This is a genomic window from Lachnoanaerobaculum orale (assembly GCF_003862485.1).
In the GTDB taxonomy this organism is placed as follows: Bacteria; Bacillota; Clostridia; order Lachnospirales; family Lachnospiraceae; genus Lachnoanaerobaculum; species Lachnoanaerobaculum orale.
Genome location: NZ_RRCM01000001.1, coordinates 1,845,366 through 1,866,894, shown reverse-complemented (window position 1 = coordinate 1,866,894; position 21,529 = coordinate 1,845,366). Strand labels below are relative to the sequence as shown.

The following is a 21,529-nucleotide window of genomic DNA, read 5'->3' as shown; positions in this document are numbered from 1 at the left end:
AAAAATGTACGATATAAAAGCTTTATATGAAGCTGAAAGTGTTGATGACGCTTGCAGACTTCTAAAGGAACATCCGGGCTCACAGGTTATTGCCGGCGGAAGCGATGTCTTGGTACAGGTAAGAGAGGGTAAAAGAGCAGGTAAGGAACTTGTAAGTATATATATGCTTGACGAACTTAGAGGAATCTGCCTTGATGCCGATGAGAATATCAGAATAGGTTCTTTGACCAGCTTTTCACATATCACAAAGAACCCTATTATCCAAAAGTATATAAATGTACTTGGTGAGGCTGTAGATCAGATAGGCGGACCTCAGATCAGAAATATAGGAACTATCGGCGGTAATACCTGTAACGGAGTGACATCTGCAGACTCGGCATCCACTCTTTTTGCATGGGATGCACAGGTTGAGATAGCCGGAGAAGGTTACAGAAAAGTTGTACCTATAAATGAATTCTATATAAAAGCGGGAACTGTGGCTTTGAAAGAGGGAGAGATACAGACTGCAATAATTATCCCTAAGAAAGCTTATGAAGGTTATAAAGGTCACTATATAAAGTATGCCATGAGAGAGGCGATGGATATCGCAACTACAGGTTGTTCCGTGAATGTAAAACTTTCAGCGGACAAAAAGATATTTGAGGATGTAAGAATCGCCTACGGTGTAGCAGGTCCTATACCTATGAGAGTTTTTAGTGCGGAGAATTTCCTAAGAGGAAAAGAAGTAAATGATGAGAATATGGAAGCTTTCTCACAGAAGGTACTTGATGATATAAATCCTCGTGATTCATGGAGAGCAAGCAAGGCTTTCAGATGCCATATAGGTGTTGTAATGGCAAAGAGAGCTTGTGAAAAGGCTGTAAAACAGGCAGGAGGTGCGGTCGATGACAGGACAGAGATATAAACTGGTCACTTGTACTATAAACGGTAAAAAATGTGAGAAGATGGTGGATGTAAGAAGCTCTCTTACAGATATGCTGAGAAATGACTACAGACTTACTTCTGTGAAAAAGGGTTGTGAAGTAGGAGAATGTGGTGCCTGTAATGTGCTTATAGACGGTGAAGCGTTCAACTCATGTATCTATCTGGCAGTATGGGCTGAGGGTAAGGATATTTTGACACTTGAAGGTCTTATGGGACCGAACGGAGAGATTTCGGATTTGCAGCAGGCATTTATAGATGAATCTGCAATTCAGTGCGGATTTTGTACTCCGGGATTTGTAATGTCGGCTACTGAAATCTTAAACAGCGGTAAGCTCTATACAAAGGAAGAGCTTAGAAAACTTCTCTCAGGACATCTTTGCAGATGTACAGGTTATGAAAACATACTTGTAGCAGTTGAAAAGACTATGAAGAAGAGGCTTGGAGTAGAGTAAACTTTATCATGGAGGGGGTATGATAGAGAAAGACATTTTAAAGAAGCTGATTGATGTGGCAGCCGGCAGAAAGAAGGCTGATTTGGTACTCAAAAACGGCAACATTGTGGACTTATGCGGAGGCAAAATTTTAAAAGCCGATTTGGCAATAACAAACGGACTTATAGCGGGATTTGGCGAATATGAAGGTGAAAGAGAGATAGATGTAACAGGAAAATATATCTCTCCGGGGCTTATGGATGCACATATCCATATAGAATCTTCATATACCACGCCTGAAGAGTTCGGAAAGATGGTGGTGCCTCACGGCACTACCACGGTAATTGCGGATCCGCATGAGATAGTGAACGTATGCGGACTTAAAGGATTTTCATATATGAAAAATGCGGCCGAAAATACCGCACTTGATATAAAGTATATGATGCCTTCCTGTGTTCCGGCTACAAATCTGGAGGATTCAGGTTTTGTTATATCGGCTGAGGATATGAAAGCTGATATTATATCGGAGGATGTTTTGGGTCTTGGCGAGTTCATGGACTTTAACGCTGTAATACAAAAAGATGATACCGCACTTGATAAGATACTTCTGGCAGGTCGTCATAAAAAGATTATAGACGGTCACAGCCCGAATCTTAAGGGTAACAGTTTAAACGCCTATGTCTGCGCAGGTATAAATACGGACCACGAATGTTCTACGCTTGAAGAGATGGAAGACAGGCTGAACCGCGGTATATATGTCCAGCTGCGACAAGGTTCGGCCTGTCATAATCTTAAGGCACTGATTCCTTGTATTAACGAGTTTAACTTCAGAAGATGTCTGTTATGTTCTGATGACAGACAGCCTAAGACAATATTTGAAGAAGGTCATCTTGAGTATCATCTGCGTACTTTGGTAAGAGCGGGAATTTCGCCTGTTATGGCACTTTCTATGGCTACAGTCAATGTAAGCGACTGCTACCGTCTTTTTGACAGAGGAATTATTGCTCCGGGAAAAAGAGCCGACCTTGTTGTATTTGACGATTTATATGATTTTCCTGTGTCATCGGTATTTATTTTGGGTGAAGAGGTGGCAAAAGCCGGTAAATATTTGAGAGAGACAAAAAGATATGATATCAGCGAAGTATCCGATACCGTTTGCCTTAATAATTTCAAAAAAGAAATGCTACAAATGTGGCTTAAATCTGATAATGTCTATGCTATAGAGATGATTGCAGGCGGAGTGTTGTCAAAGAAATCAAAGATAAGGATAAAAAGACGTGACGGACTTTTTGTTTTTGATAAGGATATAGATGCCTGTAAGTGTGCCGTTATAGAGAGACATCATAATACAGGTAAGGTAGGACTGGGAATAATAAAGGGCTACGGCATCAAATGCGGTGCAATAGCCGCATCGGTTGCACATGACTCACACAATATTATATGTATAGGAACAAATGATGACGATATGTACCTGGCTATAGAAAACATAAAAGAAAACGGCGGCGGATTTGCTCTGGCAAAGGACGGTAAGATTTTGGAGAGTCTTTCACTTCCTGTAGCAGGTCTTATGAGTGATTTGAGCGGCGAGGAAGTCGCCAAAAAGCTGCTTGGTCTACATGAAAAGGCTGTAAGTGAGCTTGGTGTAAACACACAACTTGAGCCTGTAATGTCACTTACTTTTATGTCTTTGATTGTCATTCCTGAAATAAAGCTGACAGCAAGGGGAGTATTTGATGTTTTTGAGAACAGATTCATAGATATTGAGGCAGAGTAAATTTAAAATATCAAAAGGCAGTGAAATGGCAATCAAAGACTTATAAAAATAAAACTCCGGGCCGAATACCGGAGTATAATAAAAAAAAGGAGACTATATATGGAAAAGTTTTTTAAGCTGAAAGAAAACAAAACGGATGTAAAGACTGAGATAATAGCCGGTATTACAACCTTTATGACAATGGCATATATACTGGCAGTCAATCCCAACATCCTCAGTGCGGCAGGTATGGACAGAGGAGCCGTATTTACCGCAACGGCGATAGCTTCATTTGTAGGTACACTGCTTATGGCATTGTTTGCAAATTATCCTTTCGCACTTGCGCCCGGTATGGGACTTAACGCATATTTTGCATACACTGTAGTTTTAGGTATGGGATATACTTGGGAGACTGCACTTACAGCGGTATTTGTAGAGGGTATTATCTTCATCTTGCTTTCTGTTACAAGTGTGCGTGAAGCTATTTTCAATGCCGTACCGAGGAATCTTAAGTCTGCGGTCAGTGTAGGTATCGGACTTTTTATCGCATTTATCGGACTTCAAAATGCCAAGATTGTTATCGGCGGTGCTACTCTTGTAGAGCTGTTTTCTATTGACGGATACAATAAGGTACATGGTGTTGAGGGTGCGATTGCCACAACCAATGATGCGGGAATTACGGTAATTATCGCAATAATAGGTGTGCTTATAACAGCATTCCTTGTTGTAAAGGAGATAAAGGGAAATATCCTCTTAGGAATCCTGGCTACATGGATACTTGGAATTATTGCGCAGCTTTCAGGTCTTTATGTGCCGAATCCTGCACTCGGTTTTTACAGTGTATTGCCTGATTTTTCAAACGGACTCAGTATTCCGAGCATAGGACCGGTTTTATTCAAGCTTCAGTTTGACAAGATTGCATCACTTGAATTTGTTGTAGTAATGTTTGCATTCCTTTTTGTGGATATGTTTGATACTATAGGTACTTTAATCGGTGTGTCTACAAAGGCGGGTATGCTTGATAAGGACGGTAAGCTACCGAATATCAGAGGCGCGCTGCTTGCAGATGCCGTAGCTACTACAGCAGGTGCAATGCTTGGTACCACTACGGTTACCACATTTGTTGAGTCTGCATCAGGTGTTGCGGAAGGCGGAAGAACAGGACTTACAGCATTTACAACAGCGGTTTTATTTGCACTTTCATTGCTTTTATCACCTATTTTCCTTGCAATACCTTCATTTGCAACAGCACCGGCTCTTATAGTTGTCGGATTTTATATGTTCTCAAATGTGGTACATATTGACTTTAGTGATATGTCTGAAGCTATTCCTTGCTATATCTGCATAGTGGCAATGCCGCTCTTTTACAGCATTTCAGAAGGAATCTCAATGGGTATAGTATCATATGTTATCATCAACCTTTGCACAGGAAAGGCAAAAAAGATCACACCTCTTATGTATATACTGTCAGTATTGTTTATACTAAAGTATTTCTTACTATAGATTGCCTTGATTCACTGCCTTGATAATATTTTGATAAAGAGATATGAGGAGACTCGTATCTCTTTTTTATTGGATGATTTAATTGTATAAAGTTATTTTCAAAAACAGTCAAGTTATATCTTTGATAACTTAAGATTATATAACAAATATAATATAAGATATGCATAAATGATGCAGGCTAAAAATGGTGATTTTAACGGTGTTTTTGTAAGTTTATGAAAGTAAAATCAGAATAGCTTGGATATATTGAAATTATTTTTCAAAAGTGGTAATATATTTTCAGATGGAGGTAGTAAAAATGAATGAGAGAATCAAAAACCTAAAAGGGAAACTGATTGTTTCATGCCAGGCACTGGAAAATGAACCGTTACATTCAGACTTCATTATGGGGAGAATGGCTCTAGCAGCGAAAATGGGTGGAGCAAGCGGAATCAGAGCAAATTCCGTTGTTGATATCAAGGAGATAAAAGAACAGGTGGATTTGCCGATTATAGGAATCATAAAGAAAGATTATGATGACAGTGAAGTGTATATCACACCTACAATGAAAGAGGTTGACGCATTGGTTGAGGTGGGAGTTGATATAATAGCACTTGATGCGACACAGAGGCTACGCCCGGGGAAAAAGAGCTTGAAAGATTTCTTTGGTGAAGTTAGGCAGAAGTATCCGAATCAAATGTTTATGGCTGATTGTTCCACAGTTGCGGAGGCGATTTTTGCAGATGAGATTGGTTTTGATTTCATTGGAACTACTATGGTCGGTTATACAAAGGAGAGTGAGGGACTAAGGATTGAAGCAAATGATTTTGAAATATTGAGAGATATCCTTGCTAAGGTAAAGCACAAAGTTATAGCGGAAGGTAATATCAATACTCCGGACAAGTGCAAAAGAGTAATAGAGCTTGGAGCATACAGCGTGGTGGTCGGCTCAATTATAACAAGGCCGCAGCTGATAACAAAAGAATTTGCAAAAGCATTAGAGAATGTAGAAGTGTAAAAAATATTTGTAGTTTTGGAAAGCGCAAAAAATAAATTGGGAAGAGACTCGTAAGGAGGGAATATGAAGAAATTATTGTTGGCAGGTTTGACACTTACAGCGGCAGGAATGCTCGCGGCATGTGGAGGAGGAAAAGCGGATCAGAGCAGTGCTGCGGCAGATTCAAAAGCGGATACAAAGGCGGCGACAGACGGTGAAACAGCCATCTCACTTTGGACATATCCTGTAGGAAAGTGGGGAGATGCGGCAACAGTTGACGGTATTGTAAAGAAGTTCAACGAAAAGCATCCTGAAATCAAGGTAACCGTTGAGTATCTTGACTATCAAAACGGTGACGACCAGATCAATACTGCTATAGAAGGAAAGCAGGCACCTGATATCGTACTTGAGGGACCTGAAAGACTTGTAGCCAACTGGGGTGCAAAGGGACTTATGGTAGACTTGAAGGATATGTTTGAAAAAGATGCGGCTTCAGATATCTATGACAGAGTAAAGTCGGCTTGTGTGAGTCCTGAAGGAGCATATTATGAGTATCCGGCATTCATGGTTGCACACTGTATGGCAATCAACAAGACAATGTTTGAAAAGGCAAATGCACTTCAATACCTTGATCTTGACAGCCACACATGGAGTACTGAAGACTTCTTAAAGGCTGTACAGGCTGTATATGATTCAGGACAGCAAAATGTAGGTGCTATCTACTGTGCATCACAGGGTGGTGACCAGGGTACAAGAGCACTTGTAAACAACCTTTATTCAGGAACATTTACAGATAAGGATCATACAAAGTATACAGCAGATTCACCTGAGAATATAAAAGCGCTACAGGCAATTGTAGATCAGGCAGGTTTAAACTTCGACCCTTCTATAGCAGGAGGTGACGAGATTACACTTTTCAGAAACGGAACACTTGCAATGTCATTCTGCTGGAATGCTTCACAGCAGACAAATACGGATAACGGTGCTGCAGGACTTACAAACGCAGGTGATGAGATAATACCTATGTTGTTCCCGAGTGACGATAAGGTTACAGAGCTTTGCGGCGGTATCTGGGGATACGGAGTTTTCAATAACGGAGATGAAAAGAAGATTGAGGCTGCAAAGACATTTATCGACTTTGTATGTAATGACGAGTCTGAGGTAAAGGAAAGTGTTAAGGCATCAGGATTTTTCCCGGTAAGACCTTCTGTAACAGGTGTTTATGACGGAACAGACAATGCTGAAACAATGAAACTGTTTGAAGATAAGTTCATGCCTTCAATGGGTGACTACTATCAGGTAACAAAGGGATGGACTACAGCTCGTACAGAGTGGTGGAACATGCTTCAAAGAATCGGTACAGGCGGTGATGTAGCAACAGAAGTCGCAACATTTACAAAGAATGCAAATGCGGCAGCGGCTCAATAGTAACTGCTCTTAAATAGAGTTAGATAATCTAACGTGTTATAAATGTTGCTGAAGATTTTCTTTCAGCAACATTTTTTAGAAAGGGGAAACATGGCAAAGGGTGTTTATACCACCAGATCAAAGGAATTGGTAAGAAGAGAGACAACTTCAGCTTATTTGTTTTTATTACCGAGCCTTGTATTCTTTATAGGATTTGTAATAATCCCGATGATTATATGTGTATATACCAGCTTCTTTGATTCCACAATGGGAAAGGATGCAAAGGATGTTTTCATCGGATTCGGTAATTATATAGAGTTATTTAGAGACGGTATCTTTTTAAAAGCACTTAAGAATACCTTTGTTATAGTAATTATTTCAGTTCCTGTAGTTTGTATATTTTCACTTTGGGTTTCATCCGTAATATACAATCTCAATGATAAGGTGCTTTCGGTTTTCAGATGTATTTTCTATCTTCCGGTTGTAACAGGCTCCGTAGCCGTTACTGTGGTTTGGAAATGGATGTACAATAACTACTACGGCATTTTCAATTATATAGGAAAGAGCAGCGGTATCTTAAAGACAAATATCAACTGGCTGGGTGATGAGAGATTTGCTCTGGCTTGTATAATACTTATCCTGCTCACCACATCTGTAGGACAGCCTATAGTTCTTTATGTGTCCGCACTTGGAAATGTGGACAATTCACTTGTAGAGGCTGCCCAAGTGGACGGTGCCAATGAGATGCAATTATTCTGGAAGATAAAGTGGCCGCAGATAATGCCTACCACACTTTATATACTTGTAATAACCACTATAAACAGTTTCCAATGTTTCGCCCTGATACAGCTCTTGACATCAGGCGGTCCGAATCATTCAACAGATACCGTAATGTATTATATTTACTATATGGCATTTAAGATGTTCAGATACGGATACGGAAACGCAATGGGAGTTGTTTTGGCGATATTCATAGCGGTATTGTCTGCAGTTCAGTTCAGATTGGCAAAGGAGAAATAATATGAAAACTTCACATTCATTAAAAAAAGTCTATAATATAGTGTCAATCATTGTGCTGATAGCTCTGGCGATTTGTTTTGTATTTCCGCTTTACTGGATTGTTACAGGTGCATTCAAAACACCGGTTTCAATAAATTCTCCGGTACCTGATTGGATACCGAAAGAGCTGGTAATGGACAATTTCAAAAAGCTGTTTTCAAGACAGACGGCACCGATTTTTGAACTGGGCTTTATAAAGGGACCTCAGGCGCCTGCAGCTGTCAGATGGATGTTAAATACGGTATTTATGGCAATCATGGCAATGGTTTTGACCTGCCTCAGTGCCGCAATGGCGGGATATGCTCTTGCAAAGAAGAGATTCCACGGCAGAGTATTGCTTTTCACACTTATAGTATGTGCTATGGCTTTGCCTAAGCAGGTTATCTTGATACCTCTTATCAGAGAGATGTCATCATTAAAACTTTACAATACTATATGGGCTGTTATTTTACCTACTGTAGGATGGCCTTTCGGTGTATTCCTTATGAAGCAGTTTTCAGAGGGTATACCTACAGAGATGCTTGAGGCGGCAAGGATTGACGGTGCAAGTGAATTCAGAACGTTTACGGATATAGTTTTCCAGATGGTTAAGCCGGGAGTCGGAGCTTTGGCAATATTTACATTTATTAACAGCTGGAATGATTATTTTATGCAACTCATAATGTTAAGCTCTACGTCCAATTTGACAATTTCTCTCGGTATTGCTAAACTACAAGCAGAAAACTCGACAGATTTCGGGCTTATAATGGCGGGAGCTACACTGGCGTCGGCACCTATACTTATAGTGTTCATTGCACTGCAAAAGTATTTTACAAAGGGTATTACTTTGGGTGCGGTAAAGGGCTAGGCATAGTAGAAAAGAGGGGAAATGATATACGAAAAATCGGTGATTCCTATAATAGAATCAAAATACACACTATTTACAGCTACAGAAAAGAAGATAGCGGATTATTTCTTACAATGTGATCCGAGTATGGATATAAATATTCAAAATGTAGCTGAGAGACTCTATGTATCACAGGCGTCCATATCAAGATTTGCAAAGAAATGCGGTTTTGTAGGATTTAGAGAGTTTATATTCGCATTCCTTGACAGTGTAAGAGTAAAAAAGCCGAATGCAAATATGATTACTCAGAATGTATTCAACACATATCAGGATTTGCTTAACAAGGCATATTCGATTCTTGACAACGACCAGATACAAAGAGTTGTAAGGATGCTTGTAAACTCCAAAAAGGTAATTGCGGTGGGAAAGGGCAGTTCCGGATATGCCGCAAGTGAGATGGAGAGCAGATTTGTAAGAGTGGGACTTGATATAGATTCTCTTACAGATTCGGACAGGATAAGAATGCAGTCGGTATTTTTAAAAGACGGCGATACTGTGGTGGCTTTCAGTATCAGCGGAAAGACCGAGGATATCCTGTTTCTCTTAAAGTCTGCACATGACAGAGGTAAAAAGACTATATTCTTTACATCGGCAGACAGCCAGTCACTGCACGAGTTTTGTGATGAGGTGGTGGTTGTCGCATCACTTGAATACCTTGAGAACGGAAACCTTATTTCACCACAGTTTCCTATGTTGCTTGTACTTGACCTTGTATACAGCGAGTACATAAATATTGACAGTGTCATAAAGAGTGCAATTCTTGAAGATACCGTGACCACTTTAAATAAGAAGGAAGACGATAAGAGATTCTATTTATCAAGACCCGACAGGTTCAGATAAGAGAAAAATTACTTGAAAAACTGCATCAAAAGTATTATAATGGCGATGCAGATAACAAGAAAAATACAATGGTATATGTATACCTTTATATTATTGATAGCTGCATAAAGAGGGAAGAACTTAGGTTTTTGCCTCTTTAAGCTTTACAACCGTTTAAGGTTGCAGTTAAAATAAAAAATAGATATGTCAATTATCGGCAACTATTTGTGAAGGGATGATCTTAGTGGCTAAAGAAAACCGAAATATTACAGGAAATAAGGCATCAAAAGGCACGGACAGTGCAAACAAGAAGAAGATGTCACCGCAGGAGTTCTTACAAAAACTGGAAGACCTTGTAAATAAGGGTATTGCTTCAGATATGAAACTTAATATCGGTGAGATAAATGATTTCTTTGCAGGTATTGAATTGAACTCTGAAAGCATAGAGCAAATATATTCTTATCTTGAAAATAAGGGTATTGAGATCAATGAAAATACTTCTGATGATTTGAATATTGACATTGATAATATAGACAATATCGCCGATGAGGACTCATTACTCTTAGATGATGACGATGAGTTCGATAAGGATTCTGAAGAAGATATTGATTTAAGCGCCATAGACCTTTTGGAAGGTGTGGGTACTGAAGACCCTGTCAGAATGTACTTAAAAGAGATCGGTACGGTACCTCTTTTGACAGCCAATGAAGAACTTGAGCTTGCAAAGAGAAAGCAGGACGGCGACGAATATGCAAAGCAGCGTCTTATAGAAGCCAACCTTCGTCTGGTTGTAAGTATCGCCAAGAGATACACAGGAAGAGGAATGAGCTTTTTGGACCTTGTACAGGAGGGAAACTTAGGACTTATAAAGGGCGTTGAGAAGTTTGATTATACTAAAGGATTTAAGCTTTCAACCTATGCTACATGGTGGATAAGACAGTCTGTGACAAGAGCGCTTGCAGACCAGGCAAGGACCATCAGAGTACCTGTACATATGGTAGAGACTATCAACAAGATGAGTAAGATGCAAAGAAAGCTTACACTTGAGCTTGGCTATGAGCCGAGTGTGACCGAGCTTGCAAATGCACTTGATATGACTGAAGAGAAAGTAATGGAAATAATGCAGATAGCAAGGGAGCCGGCTTCCCTTGAGACTCCTATAGGTGAAGAGGACGACTCAAACCTTGGAGATTTTGTGGCCGATTCCAATGTTTTGACACCTGAGGGAAATGTCGAATCGGTTATGCTTAGAGAGCATATAGATACATTACTTGGAGACTTGAAGGAAAGAGAAAGACAGGTTATTGTACTTAGATTCGGTCTTGAAGACGGACACCCGAGAACCTTGGAGGAAGTAGGCAAGGAGTTCAAGGTTACAAGGGAGAGAATCAGACAGATTGAAGCCAAGGCACTCAGAAAACTTAGAAATCCTGTCAGATCAAAGAGAATCAGGGACTTTTTGGCATGATAAAGAGAAATTTACAAAAAGAATTGGAAGATATTATAAAGAAAGAGGAAGCTTTGGGCAATCGCCCAAGGCTTCTTCTGCATGCCTGCTGCGGACCTTGTTCATCATATTGTATGGAATATCTGGAAAAATACTTTGATTTGACCGTGTTTTTCTATAATCCGAATATTGATGATACAAAAGAGTACAGACACAGAGTCGAGGAGGCAAAGAGACTTATAGAGGAGATGAACTTTAAAAGTGAAGTGAAGTTCATAGAAGGAGATTACGACCCGAGTATCTTTCACAGTAAGATAAAAGGCTATGAAAATGAAAAAGAAGGCGGCAAAAGATGTGATATCTGCTTTGAATTAAGGCTTCATGAGGCGGCAAAGGCCGCATGTGATTACGGATTTGACTACTTTACAACATCACTTACCATTTCGCCTATGAAAAATGCAAACAAACTGTGTGAGATAGGTGAGGAAGTGGCAAAGGAGTATAATGTACGTTATTTACCGAGCGACTTTAAAAAGAAAAACGGCTATAAGCGTTCAGTAGACCTTTCAAAGGAGCACAGTCTCTACAGACAGGACTACTGCGGATGCTCTTTTTCAAAGCGTGAATCGATAGAAAGGGCCAAGGAAAGAGAGAATAATATTTGACGATTGTTATAGTTTGCTTTATAATAATTCAGTAATAGTTATGCGGATATTTAATCCGATATTGTGAAAGGAAGAGTCTTATGTTAAGTAGAAAAATTACTATTAAAAATCCTTCAGGTTTGCACCTTCGTCCGGCAGGAGTTTTGTCACAGACTGCAATGAAGTTCAAGTCAGATATTATTATAGAGTATGGCGAGAAGAAGATAGTTGCAAAGAGTGTGCTTAATGTTATGGCTGCAGGTATCAAGTCAGGTACAGAGGTAAACTTGATAGTTGACGGTGAAGACGAAGAAGAGGCAATGAATACATTAGTTGAGGCTATCGAGTCGGGACTTGGAGAAAAATAAAAAATTTTAACATATCGCACTTGACATATACTAAGCATAGTGCTTTAATATGGAATCGTAGCTCAGATAGTTTGGGTTACGTTTTTGAAAGAGGTGTTGATATGAAGGAAAGAAAAATACGCCTTAAATCTGTTGAAGATGCTAAGAACTTCGTAAAAGTCACTACAGGATGTGATTTTGATGTGGATTTGTACGATAACAGCATAGTGATCGACGCAAAATCAATTTTAGGAGTGCTCAGCTTAGATCTTAGACATGTTTTGGTAGTATCTTATAACGGCGAGAATGAAGAATTGGAAGCATTCTTAGATAGTCATATGAATGGTATTGAAAAGATTGCTTAGTTAATTTTAGATTACAATTTGATATGAAACCGGCTTGTCCGGTATTTACAGGCAGGTCTTTGACTTGCCTGTTTTTTTATGAAAGGTAAATATGAGAATAGGACACGGATATGATGTACATAAGCTTGTAGAGGGCAGAAAACTTATAATAGGCGGCGTTGAAATAGAACATTCTTTGGGACTTTTGGGTCACTCCGATGCGGATGTACTTTTGCATGCAATAATGGACAGCCTGCTCGGCGCTGCAGCTTTGGGAGATATAGGAAAGCATTTCCCGGACAGTGATGACAGATATAAAGGAATAAGCAGTGTAGAACTTTTGAAAAAAGTTGCTAATATACTTGACGAGAACACATATATAATAGAAAATATAGATGCTACCGTAATAGCTCAAAAGCCGAAGCTTGCACCATATATTGAAAAGATGAAAGAGGTGATATGTGATACTTTAAACATTTCATCTAATCAGCTAAATATAAAGGCAACTACCGAAGAAGGACTCGGCTTTACAGGAGATGAAAGCGGTATTGCGGCACATAGCGTTTGTCTTTTGAACTCTGTCAGAGATGCATTTTATATAAATCCTTCCGTCAGAGATTGCGAAAGCTGTGGAGGCTGCCAAAATAAATAATAAAAAGGGAAAATATGAAAATTTTTAATACACTTTCCAGAAGAAAAGAAGAGTTTGTACCTATAGAAGAGGGAAAAGTCAGAATGTATGTCTGCGGACCTACAGTATATAATTTGATACATATCGGTAATGCCAGACCTATGATTTTTTTTGATACTGTAAGAAGATATTTTGAGTACAGAGGTTATAAAGTAAACTATGTTTCAAACTTTACAGACGTAGACGATAAGATAATCAATAAGGCTATCGAAGAGGGCGTAGACGCCGCAGTTATTTCACAAAGATACATAGATGAATGTAAAAAAGATATGGCGGCTATGAATGTGCTTCCTGCCACCAAAAATCCGCTTGCCACACAGGAAATAGGCGGAATGGAGGATATGATAGGAGAGCTTATAAAGAGCGGTCACGCCTATGTTGCAAAGGACGGTACGGTTTATTTCAGAGTAAAGAGCTTTAAAGACTACGGAAAACTTTCACATAAGAATATAGACGAGCTTCAGTCGGGCTTTAGAGAAATAAAGGTGACAGGAGAAGACGGCAAGGAAGACAGCAATGACTTCGTACTTTGGAAGCCGAAAAAAGACGGAGAGCCTTTTTGGGATTCACCTTGGTCAAAAGGCAGACCGGGTTGGCATATAGAGTGTTCGGTAATGAGCAAGAAATATCTTGGAGATCAGATAGATATCCACGGTGGCGGTGAGGATCTTATCTTCCCTCATCACGAGAATGAGATAGCCCAGTCGGAGTCGGCAAGCGGTAAGAGTTTTGCGAATTATTGGATGCACAATGCATTCTTAAATATTGACAATAAAAAGATGAGTAAGTCTGCAGGAAACTTCTTTACGGTAAGAGATATCAGTGAGAAGTACGATCTTCAGGTATTAAGATTCTTTATGCTCTCGGCACACTACAGAAGTCCGCTCAATTTCTCAGCAGATCTTATGGAAGCTGCAAAGAACAGCCTTGAGAGAATACTTACAGGTGTTGACAACATAAAGAGTGCTATACAAAGAGACAATAAGGCACCGATTAGTGATGCGGAGCTTTCAAATCTTGAGATTGCCAAGGTGCTTAAGGATAAATTTGTAGCTGCAATGGATGATGATTTCAATACTGCGGATGCCATCAGTGCAATATTTGAGCTTATCAAGCTGTCAAATACAACGTTGAATGAAACTTCAACCGCAGAGTATGCAAAAGGGCTTTTGAAAGTAATTGAGCCTCTTTGTGATGTTCTAGGAATTATCACGGAAAGAAAAACTGAAATCCTTGACAGTGAGATAGAGGATCTGATAGAGCAGAGAACTCAGGCCAGAAAGGATAAGGACTTTGCACTTGCTGATAAGATAAGAAATGATCTTCTTGATAAGGGAATTGTACTTGAAGATACCAGAGAAGGTGTTAAATGGAAGAGATCTTAGATTATCTTCTAAAGCCCTTTAATATAGAAAGAAAAGAAGCTACGGAGTTTTCGCCTTTGGTACTTGCCTATATAGGCGATGCCGTATATGAGCTTATAGTAAGAAGTATATTGGTTTCCATGGGGAACAGACCTGTAAACAAGTTAAATAAGGACGCCACTTCTTTAGTCAAGGCCGGTGCACAGTCCGAGATTATAAAGCTGATAAGTGATAATCTGAGTGAGGAAGAGTACACCGTCTTTAAAAGAGGCAGGAACTCTTCGCCTCATACTATGGCAAAAAATGCCAGCATGACCGATTACAAATATGCTACAGGCTTTGAAGCACTTATAGGTTTTTTGTACTTGGATAACAGGTGTGACAGGGCGTTGGAGCTTGTAAAACTTGGAATTGATCTGTATTTGAATAAAAATGATATTGGAGTAAAGATATGAATGAGAATGCCGTTGAGGGTAGAAATGTAGTAATAGAGGCTTTTAGAAGCGGTAAAACTGTTGATAAGCTGTATATTCAGGACGGACTGAAGGATTACGCCATTTCAACCATTCTTCGTGAAGCGAAAAAGCACGGTACATATGTAAACTTTGTAAGTAAGGACAGACTTGACGGCATGAGTGAAACAGGGAAGCATCAGGGAGTCGTTGCAATAGTTGCCGCATATGAGTATGCAAGTGTGGAAGATATTTTGGAAAAAGCAAGACAAAACGGTGAGCCGCCTTTTATATTTATTTTGGACGGTATAGAAGATCCGCACAATCTGGGTGCCATCATAAGAACCGCAAACCTTTGCGGTGCGCACGGTGTGATCATTCCGAAGCACAGAGCCGTAGGGCTTACCGCCGCGGTTGCCAGAGCCTCTGCAGGAGCAATCAATTATACACCTGTGGCCAAGGTTACAAATATCAACAAGACCATGAAAGAGTTAAAGGATGCAGGAATGTGGTTCGTATGTGCTGACATGGGTGGCGAAAAGATGTATAATATAGACTTGACAGGCAGTATAGGCCTCATCATAGGAAACGAGGGGGACGGAGTAAGCGAAGGCGTCAAGAAAAATTGCGATTTCATAGCTTCTATACCGATGAAGGGAGACATAGATTCATTGAATGCATCAGTAGCCTGCGGTGTACTTGCATATGAAATAGTCAGACAGAGGATTGCGAAAGGAGCAAAATATGAGAAGTGATAAAAGAAGGGTCGTACTGGTAGGATGCGGTATGGTAGGTATGAGCTATGCTTATGCCATGTTAAACCAGAATACAGTGGACGAACTTGTTCTTATAGATGTCAACAGACTTAGAGCCGAAGGCGAAGCTATGGACCTTAACCATGGCCTTGCATTCTCAGGATCACATATGAGAATATGGGCAGGAGACTACAATGACTGCAACAATGCGGATATTGTGGTTATCTGTGCAGGTGTAGCTCAGGCTCCGGGTGAAAGCAGAAGAGATCTTCTAAAGAGAAATATGGAGGTCTTCAAATCAATAATAGATCCTATCACAGAGAGCGGCTTCAACGGTATCTTTTTGGTAGCTACAAACCCTGTAGATATAATGACCGAGATCACATATAAACTTAGCGGTTTCAACCCGAGAAGAGTAATAGGATCTGGTACCGCACTGGATTCTGCAAGATTAAAATATCTTTTGGGCTCTTATATACAGGCGGATCCCAGAAGTGTACATGCTTATGTTATCGGTGAGCACGGCGACTCCGAGTTTGTACCTTGGTCAAATGCGTTGCTTGCAACCAAGCCTATCGACGACATCATAGCCGAGTCAAAGGGTAAGCTTAAGATGGAAGAGCTCAGCCGTATCGAGGAAGAGGTAAGAACGGCGGCTTACAAGATAATTGAAGCTAAAAGAGCAACATACTACGGCATCGGTATGAGCCTCACAAGGATTACAAAGGCAATCCTTGGAAACGAGAACTCGGTCATAACAGTTTCGGCTAACCTGCGCGGTGAGTACGGACAGAACGATGTTTTTGTAGGAGTGCCATGTGTAGTAAACAGTTCAGGTATCCAGAGAATACTTGAGATATCACTCACAGACGAAGAGAAGGCAAAGTTCGCCGAGTCATGTGAAGAGCTGAGACAGACATATGATGAGTTGAATGAGAAATAAAAAACAGAAAATATAGTAATTTTTAAATAAAAGGCTCCTGAAGTTGGAATTTCCAATGAGGGAGTCTTTTTAGTATAAAAAAAATTTAGTATGTAAAATCATATACAATAATCTTGGATAAAATTTCACAATACTCAAATAAGTAGATAATCGATAGGATTAATAATATTTATTATTCATAAAAATATCAACTTCATATATTTTATATTTCTATAAATATATCTAAAATTATGTTGCTTTTTATAATATATAAAAAATATTTATATACAAAGTTTATATCTATTTTTATTTTATATTTATTTATATAACACTTGACTATATATATTTAACTATACATAATGAAATTAGATACATTTTTCACATATTTAATAAGGAGGGATAAAATATGGGTAAAAGGAAGTTGTTAGAAGGCATACGAGTCATCGAATATGCGAATTTTGTTGCAGCACCTATAAGCGGTAGAGTTTTAGCAGATTGGGGTGCAGAAGTAATAAAAATTGAACCTGCATTTGGAGATATGACTAGAGCCGTAGGAATGCAATGGAATTTTCCTACCGGAGAAGATGAATGTCCACTATTTGAGATGGAAAACTCCGGAAAGAAGGGTATTGTAGTTGACACAGGAACACCTGAGGGAGTCGAGATAATATTCAAGCTACTTGAATCTGCTGATATTTTTTTGACTAATACTAGAGAAAAGGCTTTGGTTAAGAGCGGTTTAGATTATGAAAGTATTCACAAGAGACTCCCGCATATTATATATGCTCATTTGTTGGGATATGGTGAAAAAGGTCCTGCAAAGGATAATCCGGCATTTGATTATACTGCATATTTTGCAAGAGGTGGAGTAGCAGCAAGTCTTATGGAGAAGGATACATCTCCATGTAATTCAGCGGCGGCATTAGGCGATCATTATGCCGGAATGAACCTTACAGCAGGTATACTGGCTGCTCTGTATAATAAAGGTCAGACAGGAGAAGGCGAAAAAGTAACAGTGTCTTTATTCCATACAGCTGTATTTGGATTAGGCTTATATGTTAATGCGGCGCAGTATGGATATAATATGCCGATAACACGTAAGAATCCTCCAAATCCACTTAATACTACATATAAGTGTTCTGATGGAAATTGGTTGCAATTAGCGTTTTTCCAATACGACAAGTGGTTCCCGGGATTTTGCGATATAGTAATAGAACGTCCGGATTTGAAGGATTCTAAATATAGCACAATGAAAAGTGTTGTAAATTATATTGAAGAATTTGTAGATATGATGGAAGTTGAATTTGCAAAACGTCCTATAAATGAATGGTGTGAGAGATTACAAAAAGCAGGTATTCCATTTGAAAAGTTACAGACTCCTGTTGATATTGCAAATGATATGCAGTGTTGGGATAATGACTTCTTGATTAAAATAAAATACAGAAATGGAAATGAAAGAACTATGTTCACAAATCCTGTACAATTCCCAAAGAGAGAAAAGGAAGAGTACAAGCTTTCACCTTTACTTGGAGAACATACAGTAGAAGTATTAAAAGAGGCAGGATACAGTGATGATGAGCTTAGCAAACTCAGAGAAAACAAAGTTATAAATTAATCATAATTAATGAGGTAGAAAAGTGTATACAATGGGATTGGATTTCGGCTCTACTGCGTCAAAGGGAGTTGTGCTAAAGGATGGTAAAGAAATCGTTTGTACGGCAATTATTACCTCAGGCACAGGCACCAGTGGACCGGAACGTGTAAAGGAAAAATTGTTAACGGAAAGTAATCTTTTAGAAAGTGATATGGAGGCTGTTGTTGTAACCGGTTATGGAAGAATGACATATCAGGGAGCAAAAAAGCAGATTAGTGAGTTGAGTTGTCATGCTAAAGGAGTACATTTTCTTGTTCCGGATGTGGGAACAGTTATTGATATTGGTGGACAGGATATAAAGGCACTTTTATTAGATAAGAATGGAAATTTATCTAATTTTGTCATGAATGATAAATGTGCAGCAGGTACAGGCAGGTTCTTAGATGTTATGGCAGGAGTATTGGAAACAGAGGTTTCAATGTTGGGTGAAATTTCAATGATGTCAAAATCACCTGTTAATATAAGCAGTACATGTACAGTATTTGCAGAGTCGGAAGTTATTTCACATTTGTCTGCAGGTGTTAATAAAGAAGATATAATAGCCGGAATCCATATTTCTGTAGCAGGTAGAGTGGCAGCACTTGCGAAAAGAGTTGGTATAAAGGATAAAGTTGTCATGGTTGGTGGAGTGGCAAAAAACATAGGTGTCGTGAAGGCTATGGAAGATGCACTTGGAAAGAATATAGAAGTTCCTAAACTCGCTCAGTTGACAGGAGCTTTAGGTGCAGCCCTTTTCGCATTCGAAGCATTGAATAAGTGATAATAAGTAAAGGAGGAAAAATGGCAGAAGAAAATAAAATCACTGCGATGAAGATGATTAACGGTCTTTTAGCCAAGTCTTACAAAGAGGCGTGGGAGGCTAAAGAAAAAGGAATTCCGGTAGGTTGGTCTACATCTGTATTTCCACAGGAAATTGTAGAGTGTTTTGGATTACCTTTATTATATCCGGAAAACCAGGCGGCCGGTGTGGCAGCTAAGAAGGAATCATTGTCATTACAGGAAAAGGCTGAATCAAGAGGATATTCTATTGATTTATGTGCATATGCAAGAACAAATTTTGGATTACTTGAAAACGGCGGATCTGAAAATCTTAATATGCCTAAGCCGGATTTTGTGTGTTGTTGCAATAATATTTGTAATGAAGTTATAAAATGGTATGAGAGTCTTGCAAGAGAACTTAATATACCTTTAATAATGATTGATGCAGCATATAATAATTCAGGTGAAGTTAGTCAGAGTCGTATTGACTATTTTGTAGAGCAATTTAAAGAAGCTGCAAATCAATTGGAAAAAATTTCAGGAAAGAAGTTCGATCCTAAAAAATTAGAAGAAGTTATGGCTATTTCATCCGAAAACGGAAAGCTATGGAAAGAGTCAATGTCATTATCAAAAGATGTATATCCTGCTCCAATGAATGGGTTCGACTTATTTTCATATATGGCAGTTATAGTTTGTTATAGAGGTAAGAAAGAAACTACAGAGGCCTTTAAGCTACTTATTTCGGAACTTAAGGAACATATAAAGAACGGTACAACTTCTAACAGATGTGAAGAAAAGTACAGGATAATGATGGAAGGAATACCTTGTTGGCCATATATCGGATACAAGATGAAGTCTTTTGGAAAATATGGTGTAAACATGACAGGAAGTGTTTATCCTCATGCATGGGCTTTAGTATATGAGAAGAATGATCTTGACGGATTAGCAAGAGCATACTGTAGTATGTTCAACAATGTTGATTTGAATAAGATGACAGACTACAGAGTAAACGCTCTTAAAGACGGAAACTGTGAGGGAGTATTCTACCACATGAATCGTAGCTGTAAGCTTATGAGCTTTATACAATATCAAATGGCTAGAGAAGTACATGAAAAAACAGGTTTACCATATGCTTCATTCGATGGAGACCAAGCCGATCCGAGAGCTTTTTCAGACGCACAATTTGAGACCAGACTTCAAGGTTTAGTAGAAGTCATGGAACATCAAAAAGAAAATGGAGGTAAGGCAGATGACAACAATTGATAAATTAATAAGTGAATTGGAACATATTGCTGAAAATCCAAGAGAAGCGGTTGCTGATTATTTGAGTAAAACAGGAAGCAAAGCAGTTGGAGTTGCACCTGTATACACACCTGAAGAGCTGGTTCATGCAGCAGGTATGTTGCCGGTAGGCATTTGGGGTGGGCAAAATGTTACATTAGATCTGGCCAAACAATATTTTCCTGCATTCTGCAATTCTGTAGTGTTTACTTGTATGGAATTAGCATTAAAAGGCACATATAATCAATTGTCCGCAGCTATAATTCCCGGTATGGATGATACATTGATTTGTTTGGGACAAAACTGGAAAGCTGCTGTTAAGGATATTCCTTTTATTACACTTGTATACCCACAGAATAGAAAATTATCTGCAGGTGTAAAGTATCTTGTTTCTGAACTTGAGAACGTAAAAAAAGAATTAGAGAAGGTCTGTGGAAAAGAAATATCTGAGGAAGCAATTTTTAACAGTATAGATATTTACAATGAGCATAGAAAGACTATGAGAGAGTTTGTTGAGTTGGCAGCAACACATCCTAATTCTATAAATAATGTACAAAGAAGCCATATAATAAAGTCAGCTTACTTCATGTTAAAGGAAGAACATACACAAAAGGTAAAGCTCATTAATGATGAGTTAAAAAAATTACCTGAAGAAAAGTATGACGGTCACAAGATAATAACAACTGGATTCATTCTGGATTCCAAAGAAATTCTTGAAATTATGGAGTCTAACGCGTTAAGGATTGTTGGTGATGATATTGCTCATGAAACAAGACAGTTCAGAACCGATGTACCAAGAAAAGAAAATGCACTCTTAAGCATTGCAACACAGTGGTCAGAAATAGAAGGATGCTCTTTCGCCTATGATCCTTTTAGAATTAGAGGAAAGATGGTTGCTAAGCTTGCAAAAGATAGAGATGCGGAAGGTGTTGTATTTGCACTTTTAAAATTCTGTGATACAGAAGAGTATGATGCTCCTATTTTGTTGGACGATATTCATGATGCAGGATTAAAGGCTGTTACAATTGAAATTGATCAGGAGTCGGGTAGCATTGAACAAATAAGGACAAGATTACAAACATTTGCTGAAATGCTTTAAAAAAGCGGGGGT

General features: G+C 39.0%; 22 protein-coding genes. All 22 read left to right on the top strand.

From position 1 onward, the window contains the following. Positions 1-4: 4 nt before the first annotated feature. The 22 genes from xdhB (at position 5) to EHW90_RS08835 (ending at position 21,517) form a co-directional block, all read left to right on the top strand. Positions 5-904, top strand: a complete 900-nt coding sequence (gene xdhB / locus EHW90_RS08940) for a xanthine dehydrogenase subunit XdhB (protein WP_124952419.1) — start codon at positions 5-7, stop codon at positions 902-904. Further along, the gene (gene xdhC / locus EHW90_RS08935; RefSeq protein ID WP_009444579.1) at positions 885-1,376 is read left to right on the top strand and encodes a xanthine dehydrogenase subunit XdhC; all 492 of its coding nucleotides are present in this window, start codon (positions 885-887) and stop codon (positions 1,374-1,376) included. The genes xdhB and xdhC overlap by 20 nt, the downstream gene beginning before the upstream one ends. 19 nt (positions 1,377-1,395) lie before the next feature. Next, entirely contained in the window at positions 1,396-3,129 is a 1,734-nt protein-coding gene (gene ade / locus EHW90_RS08930) for an adenine deaminase (RefSeq protein WP_124952418.1), read from the top strand. Between the two features lie 99 nt (positions 3,130-3,228). After that, the gene (locus EHW90_RS08925; RefSeq protein WP_124952417.1) at positions 3,229-4,611 is read left to right on the top strand and encodes an NCS2 family permease; all 1,383 of its coding nucleotides are present in this window, start codon (positions 3,229-3,231) and stop codon (positions 4,609-4,611) included. 298 nt (positions 4,612-4,909) lie between these two features. Next, positions 4,910-5,608, top strand: coding sequence for an N-acetylmannosamine-6-phosphate 2-epimerase (locus EHW90_RS08920; RefSeq protein WP_124952416.1), 699 nt, complete (start codon positions 4,910-4,912; stop codon positions 5,606-5,608). A 63-nt stretch (positions 5,609-5,671) separates the two neighbouring features. Then, entirely contained in the window at positions 5,672-7,015 is a 1,344-nt protein-coding gene (locus EHW90_RS08915; RefSeq protein ID WP_124952415.1) for an extracellular solute-binding protein, read from the top strand. Between the two features lie 90 nt (positions 7,016-7,105). After that, complete coding sequence (locus EHW90_RS08910) at positions 7,106-8,014, top strand: carbohydrate ABC transporter permease (protein WP_009444572.1); 909 nt, start codon at positions 7,106-7,108, stop codon at positions 8,012-8,014. 1 nt (position 8,015) lies between these two features. Continuing rightward, positions 8,016-8,900 (top strand): carbohydrate ABC transporter permease, encoded by an 885-nt coding sequence (locus EHW90_RS08905; RefSeq protein ID WP_060930118.1) that lies wholly within the window; start codon positions 8,016-8,018, stop codon positions 8,898-8,900. 21 nt (positions 8,901-8,921) lie between these two features. Next, positions 8,922-9,779 carry a MurR/RpiR family transcriptional regulator gene (locus EHW90_RS08900; protein WP_009444569.1) on the top strand — a complete coding sequence of 286 codons (858 nt, stop codon included), beginning with the start codon at positions 8,922-8,924 and terminating at the stop codon, positions 9,777-9,779. A 214-nt stretch (positions 9,780-9,993) separates the two neighbouring features. Beyond that, on the top strand, positions 9,994-11,226 hold the full coding sequence (gene rpoD / locus EHW90_RS08895) for an RNA polymerase sigma factor RpoD (RefSeq protein ID WP_124952414.1): 1,233 nt from the start codon (positions 9,994-9,996) through the stop codon (positions 11,224-11,226). After that, a complete protein-coding gene (locus EHW90_RS08890) occupies positions 11,223-11,870 on the top strand; it encodes an epoxyqueuosine reductase QueH (RefSeq protein ID WP_207667038.1) in 648 nt (215 codons plus the stop codon). The genes rpoD and EHW90_RS08890 overlap by 4 nt, the downstream gene beginning before the upstream one ends. An 80-nt stretch (positions 11,871-11,950) precedes the next feature. Beyond that, the gene (locus EHW90_RS08885) at positions 11,951-12,217 is read left to right on the top strand and encodes an HPr family phosphocarrier protein (RefSeq protein WP_009444566.1); all 267 of its coding nucleotides are present in this window, start codon (positions 11,951-11,953) and stop codon (positions 12,215-12,217) included. Positions 12,218-12,318: 101 nt separating this feature from the next. Beyond that, the gene (locus tag EHW90_RS08880) at positions 12,319-12,561 is read left to right on the top strand and encodes an HPr family phosphocarrier protein (RefSeq protein WP_040457813.1); all 243 of its coding nucleotides are present in this window, start codon (positions 12,319-12,321) and stop codon (positions 12,559-12,561) included. A gap of 91 nt (positions 12,562-12,652) precedes the next feature. After that, on the top strand, positions 12,653-13,192 hold the full coding sequence (gene ispF / locus EHW90_RS08875) for a 2-C-methyl-D-erythritol 2,4-cyclodiphosphate synthase (protein WP_124952413.1): 540 nt from the start codon (positions 12,653-12,655) through the stop codon (positions 13,190-13,192). A gap of 14 nt (positions 13,193-13,206) precedes the next feature. Beyond that, positions 13,207-14,616: a cysteine--tRNA ligase gene (gene cysS, locus EHW90_RS08870; RefSeq protein WP_124952412.1), complete on the top strand. Its 1,410-nt coding sequence runs from the start codon at positions 13,207-13,209 to the stop codon at positions 14,614-14,616. Continuing rightward, on the top strand, positions 14,601-15,050 hold the full coding sequence (locus tag EHW90_RS08865) for a Mini-ribonuclease 3 (protein ID WP_124952411.1): 450 nt from the start codon (positions 14,601-14,603) through the stop codon (positions 15,048-15,050). The genes cysS and EHW90_RS08865 overlap by 16 nt, the downstream gene beginning before the upstream one ends. Next, the gene (gene rlmB, locus EHW90_RS08860) at positions 15,047-15,802 is read left to right on the top strand and encodes a 23S rRNA (guanosine(2251)-2'-O)-methyltransferase RlmB (RefSeq protein WP_124952410.1); all 756 of its coding nucleotides are present in this window, start codon (positions 15,047-15,049) and stop codon (positions 15,800-15,802) included. The genes EHW90_RS08865 and rlmB overlap by 4 nt, the downstream gene beginning before the upstream one ends. Beyond that, positions 15,792-16,745, top strand: coding sequence for an L-lactate dehydrogenase (locus tag EHW90_RS08855; protein ID WP_040458130.1), 954 nt, complete (start codon positions 15,792-15,794; stop codon positions 16,743-16,745). Before rlmB ends, EHW90_RS08855 begins: the two co-directional genes overlap by 11 nt. Positions 16,746-17,130: 385 nt before the next feature. Then, positions 17,131-18,339 carry a CaiB/BaiF CoA transferase family protein gene (locus EHW90_RS08850; protein ID WP_124952409.1) on the top strand — a complete coding sequence of 403 codons (1,209 nt, stop codon included), beginning with the start codon at positions 17,131-17,133 and terminating at the stop codon, positions 18,337-18,339. A gap of 22 nt (positions 18,340-18,361) precedes the next feature. Further along, entirely contained in the window at positions 18,362-19,138 is a 777-nt protein-coding gene (locus EHW90_RS08845) for an acyl-CoA dehydratase activase (protein WP_009663507.1), read from the top strand. Between the two features lie 20 nt (positions 19,139-19,158). Continuing rightward, entirely contained in the window at positions 19,159-20,400 is a 1,242-nt protein-coding gene (gene hadB / locus EHW90_RS08840; protein WP_009663532.1) for a (R)-2-hydroxyisocaproyl-CoA dehydratase subunit alpha, read from the top strand. Beyond that, positions 20,387-21,517: a 2-hydroxyacyl-CoA dehydratase subunit D gene (locus tag EHW90_RS08835; RefSeq protein ID WP_124952408.1), complete on the top strand. Its 1,131-nt coding sequence runs from the start codon at positions 20,387-20,389 to the stop codon at positions 21,515-21,517. The genes hadB and EHW90_RS08835 overlap by 14 nt, the downstream gene beginning before the upstream one ends. Positions 21,518-21,529 lie beyond the last annotated feature (12 nt).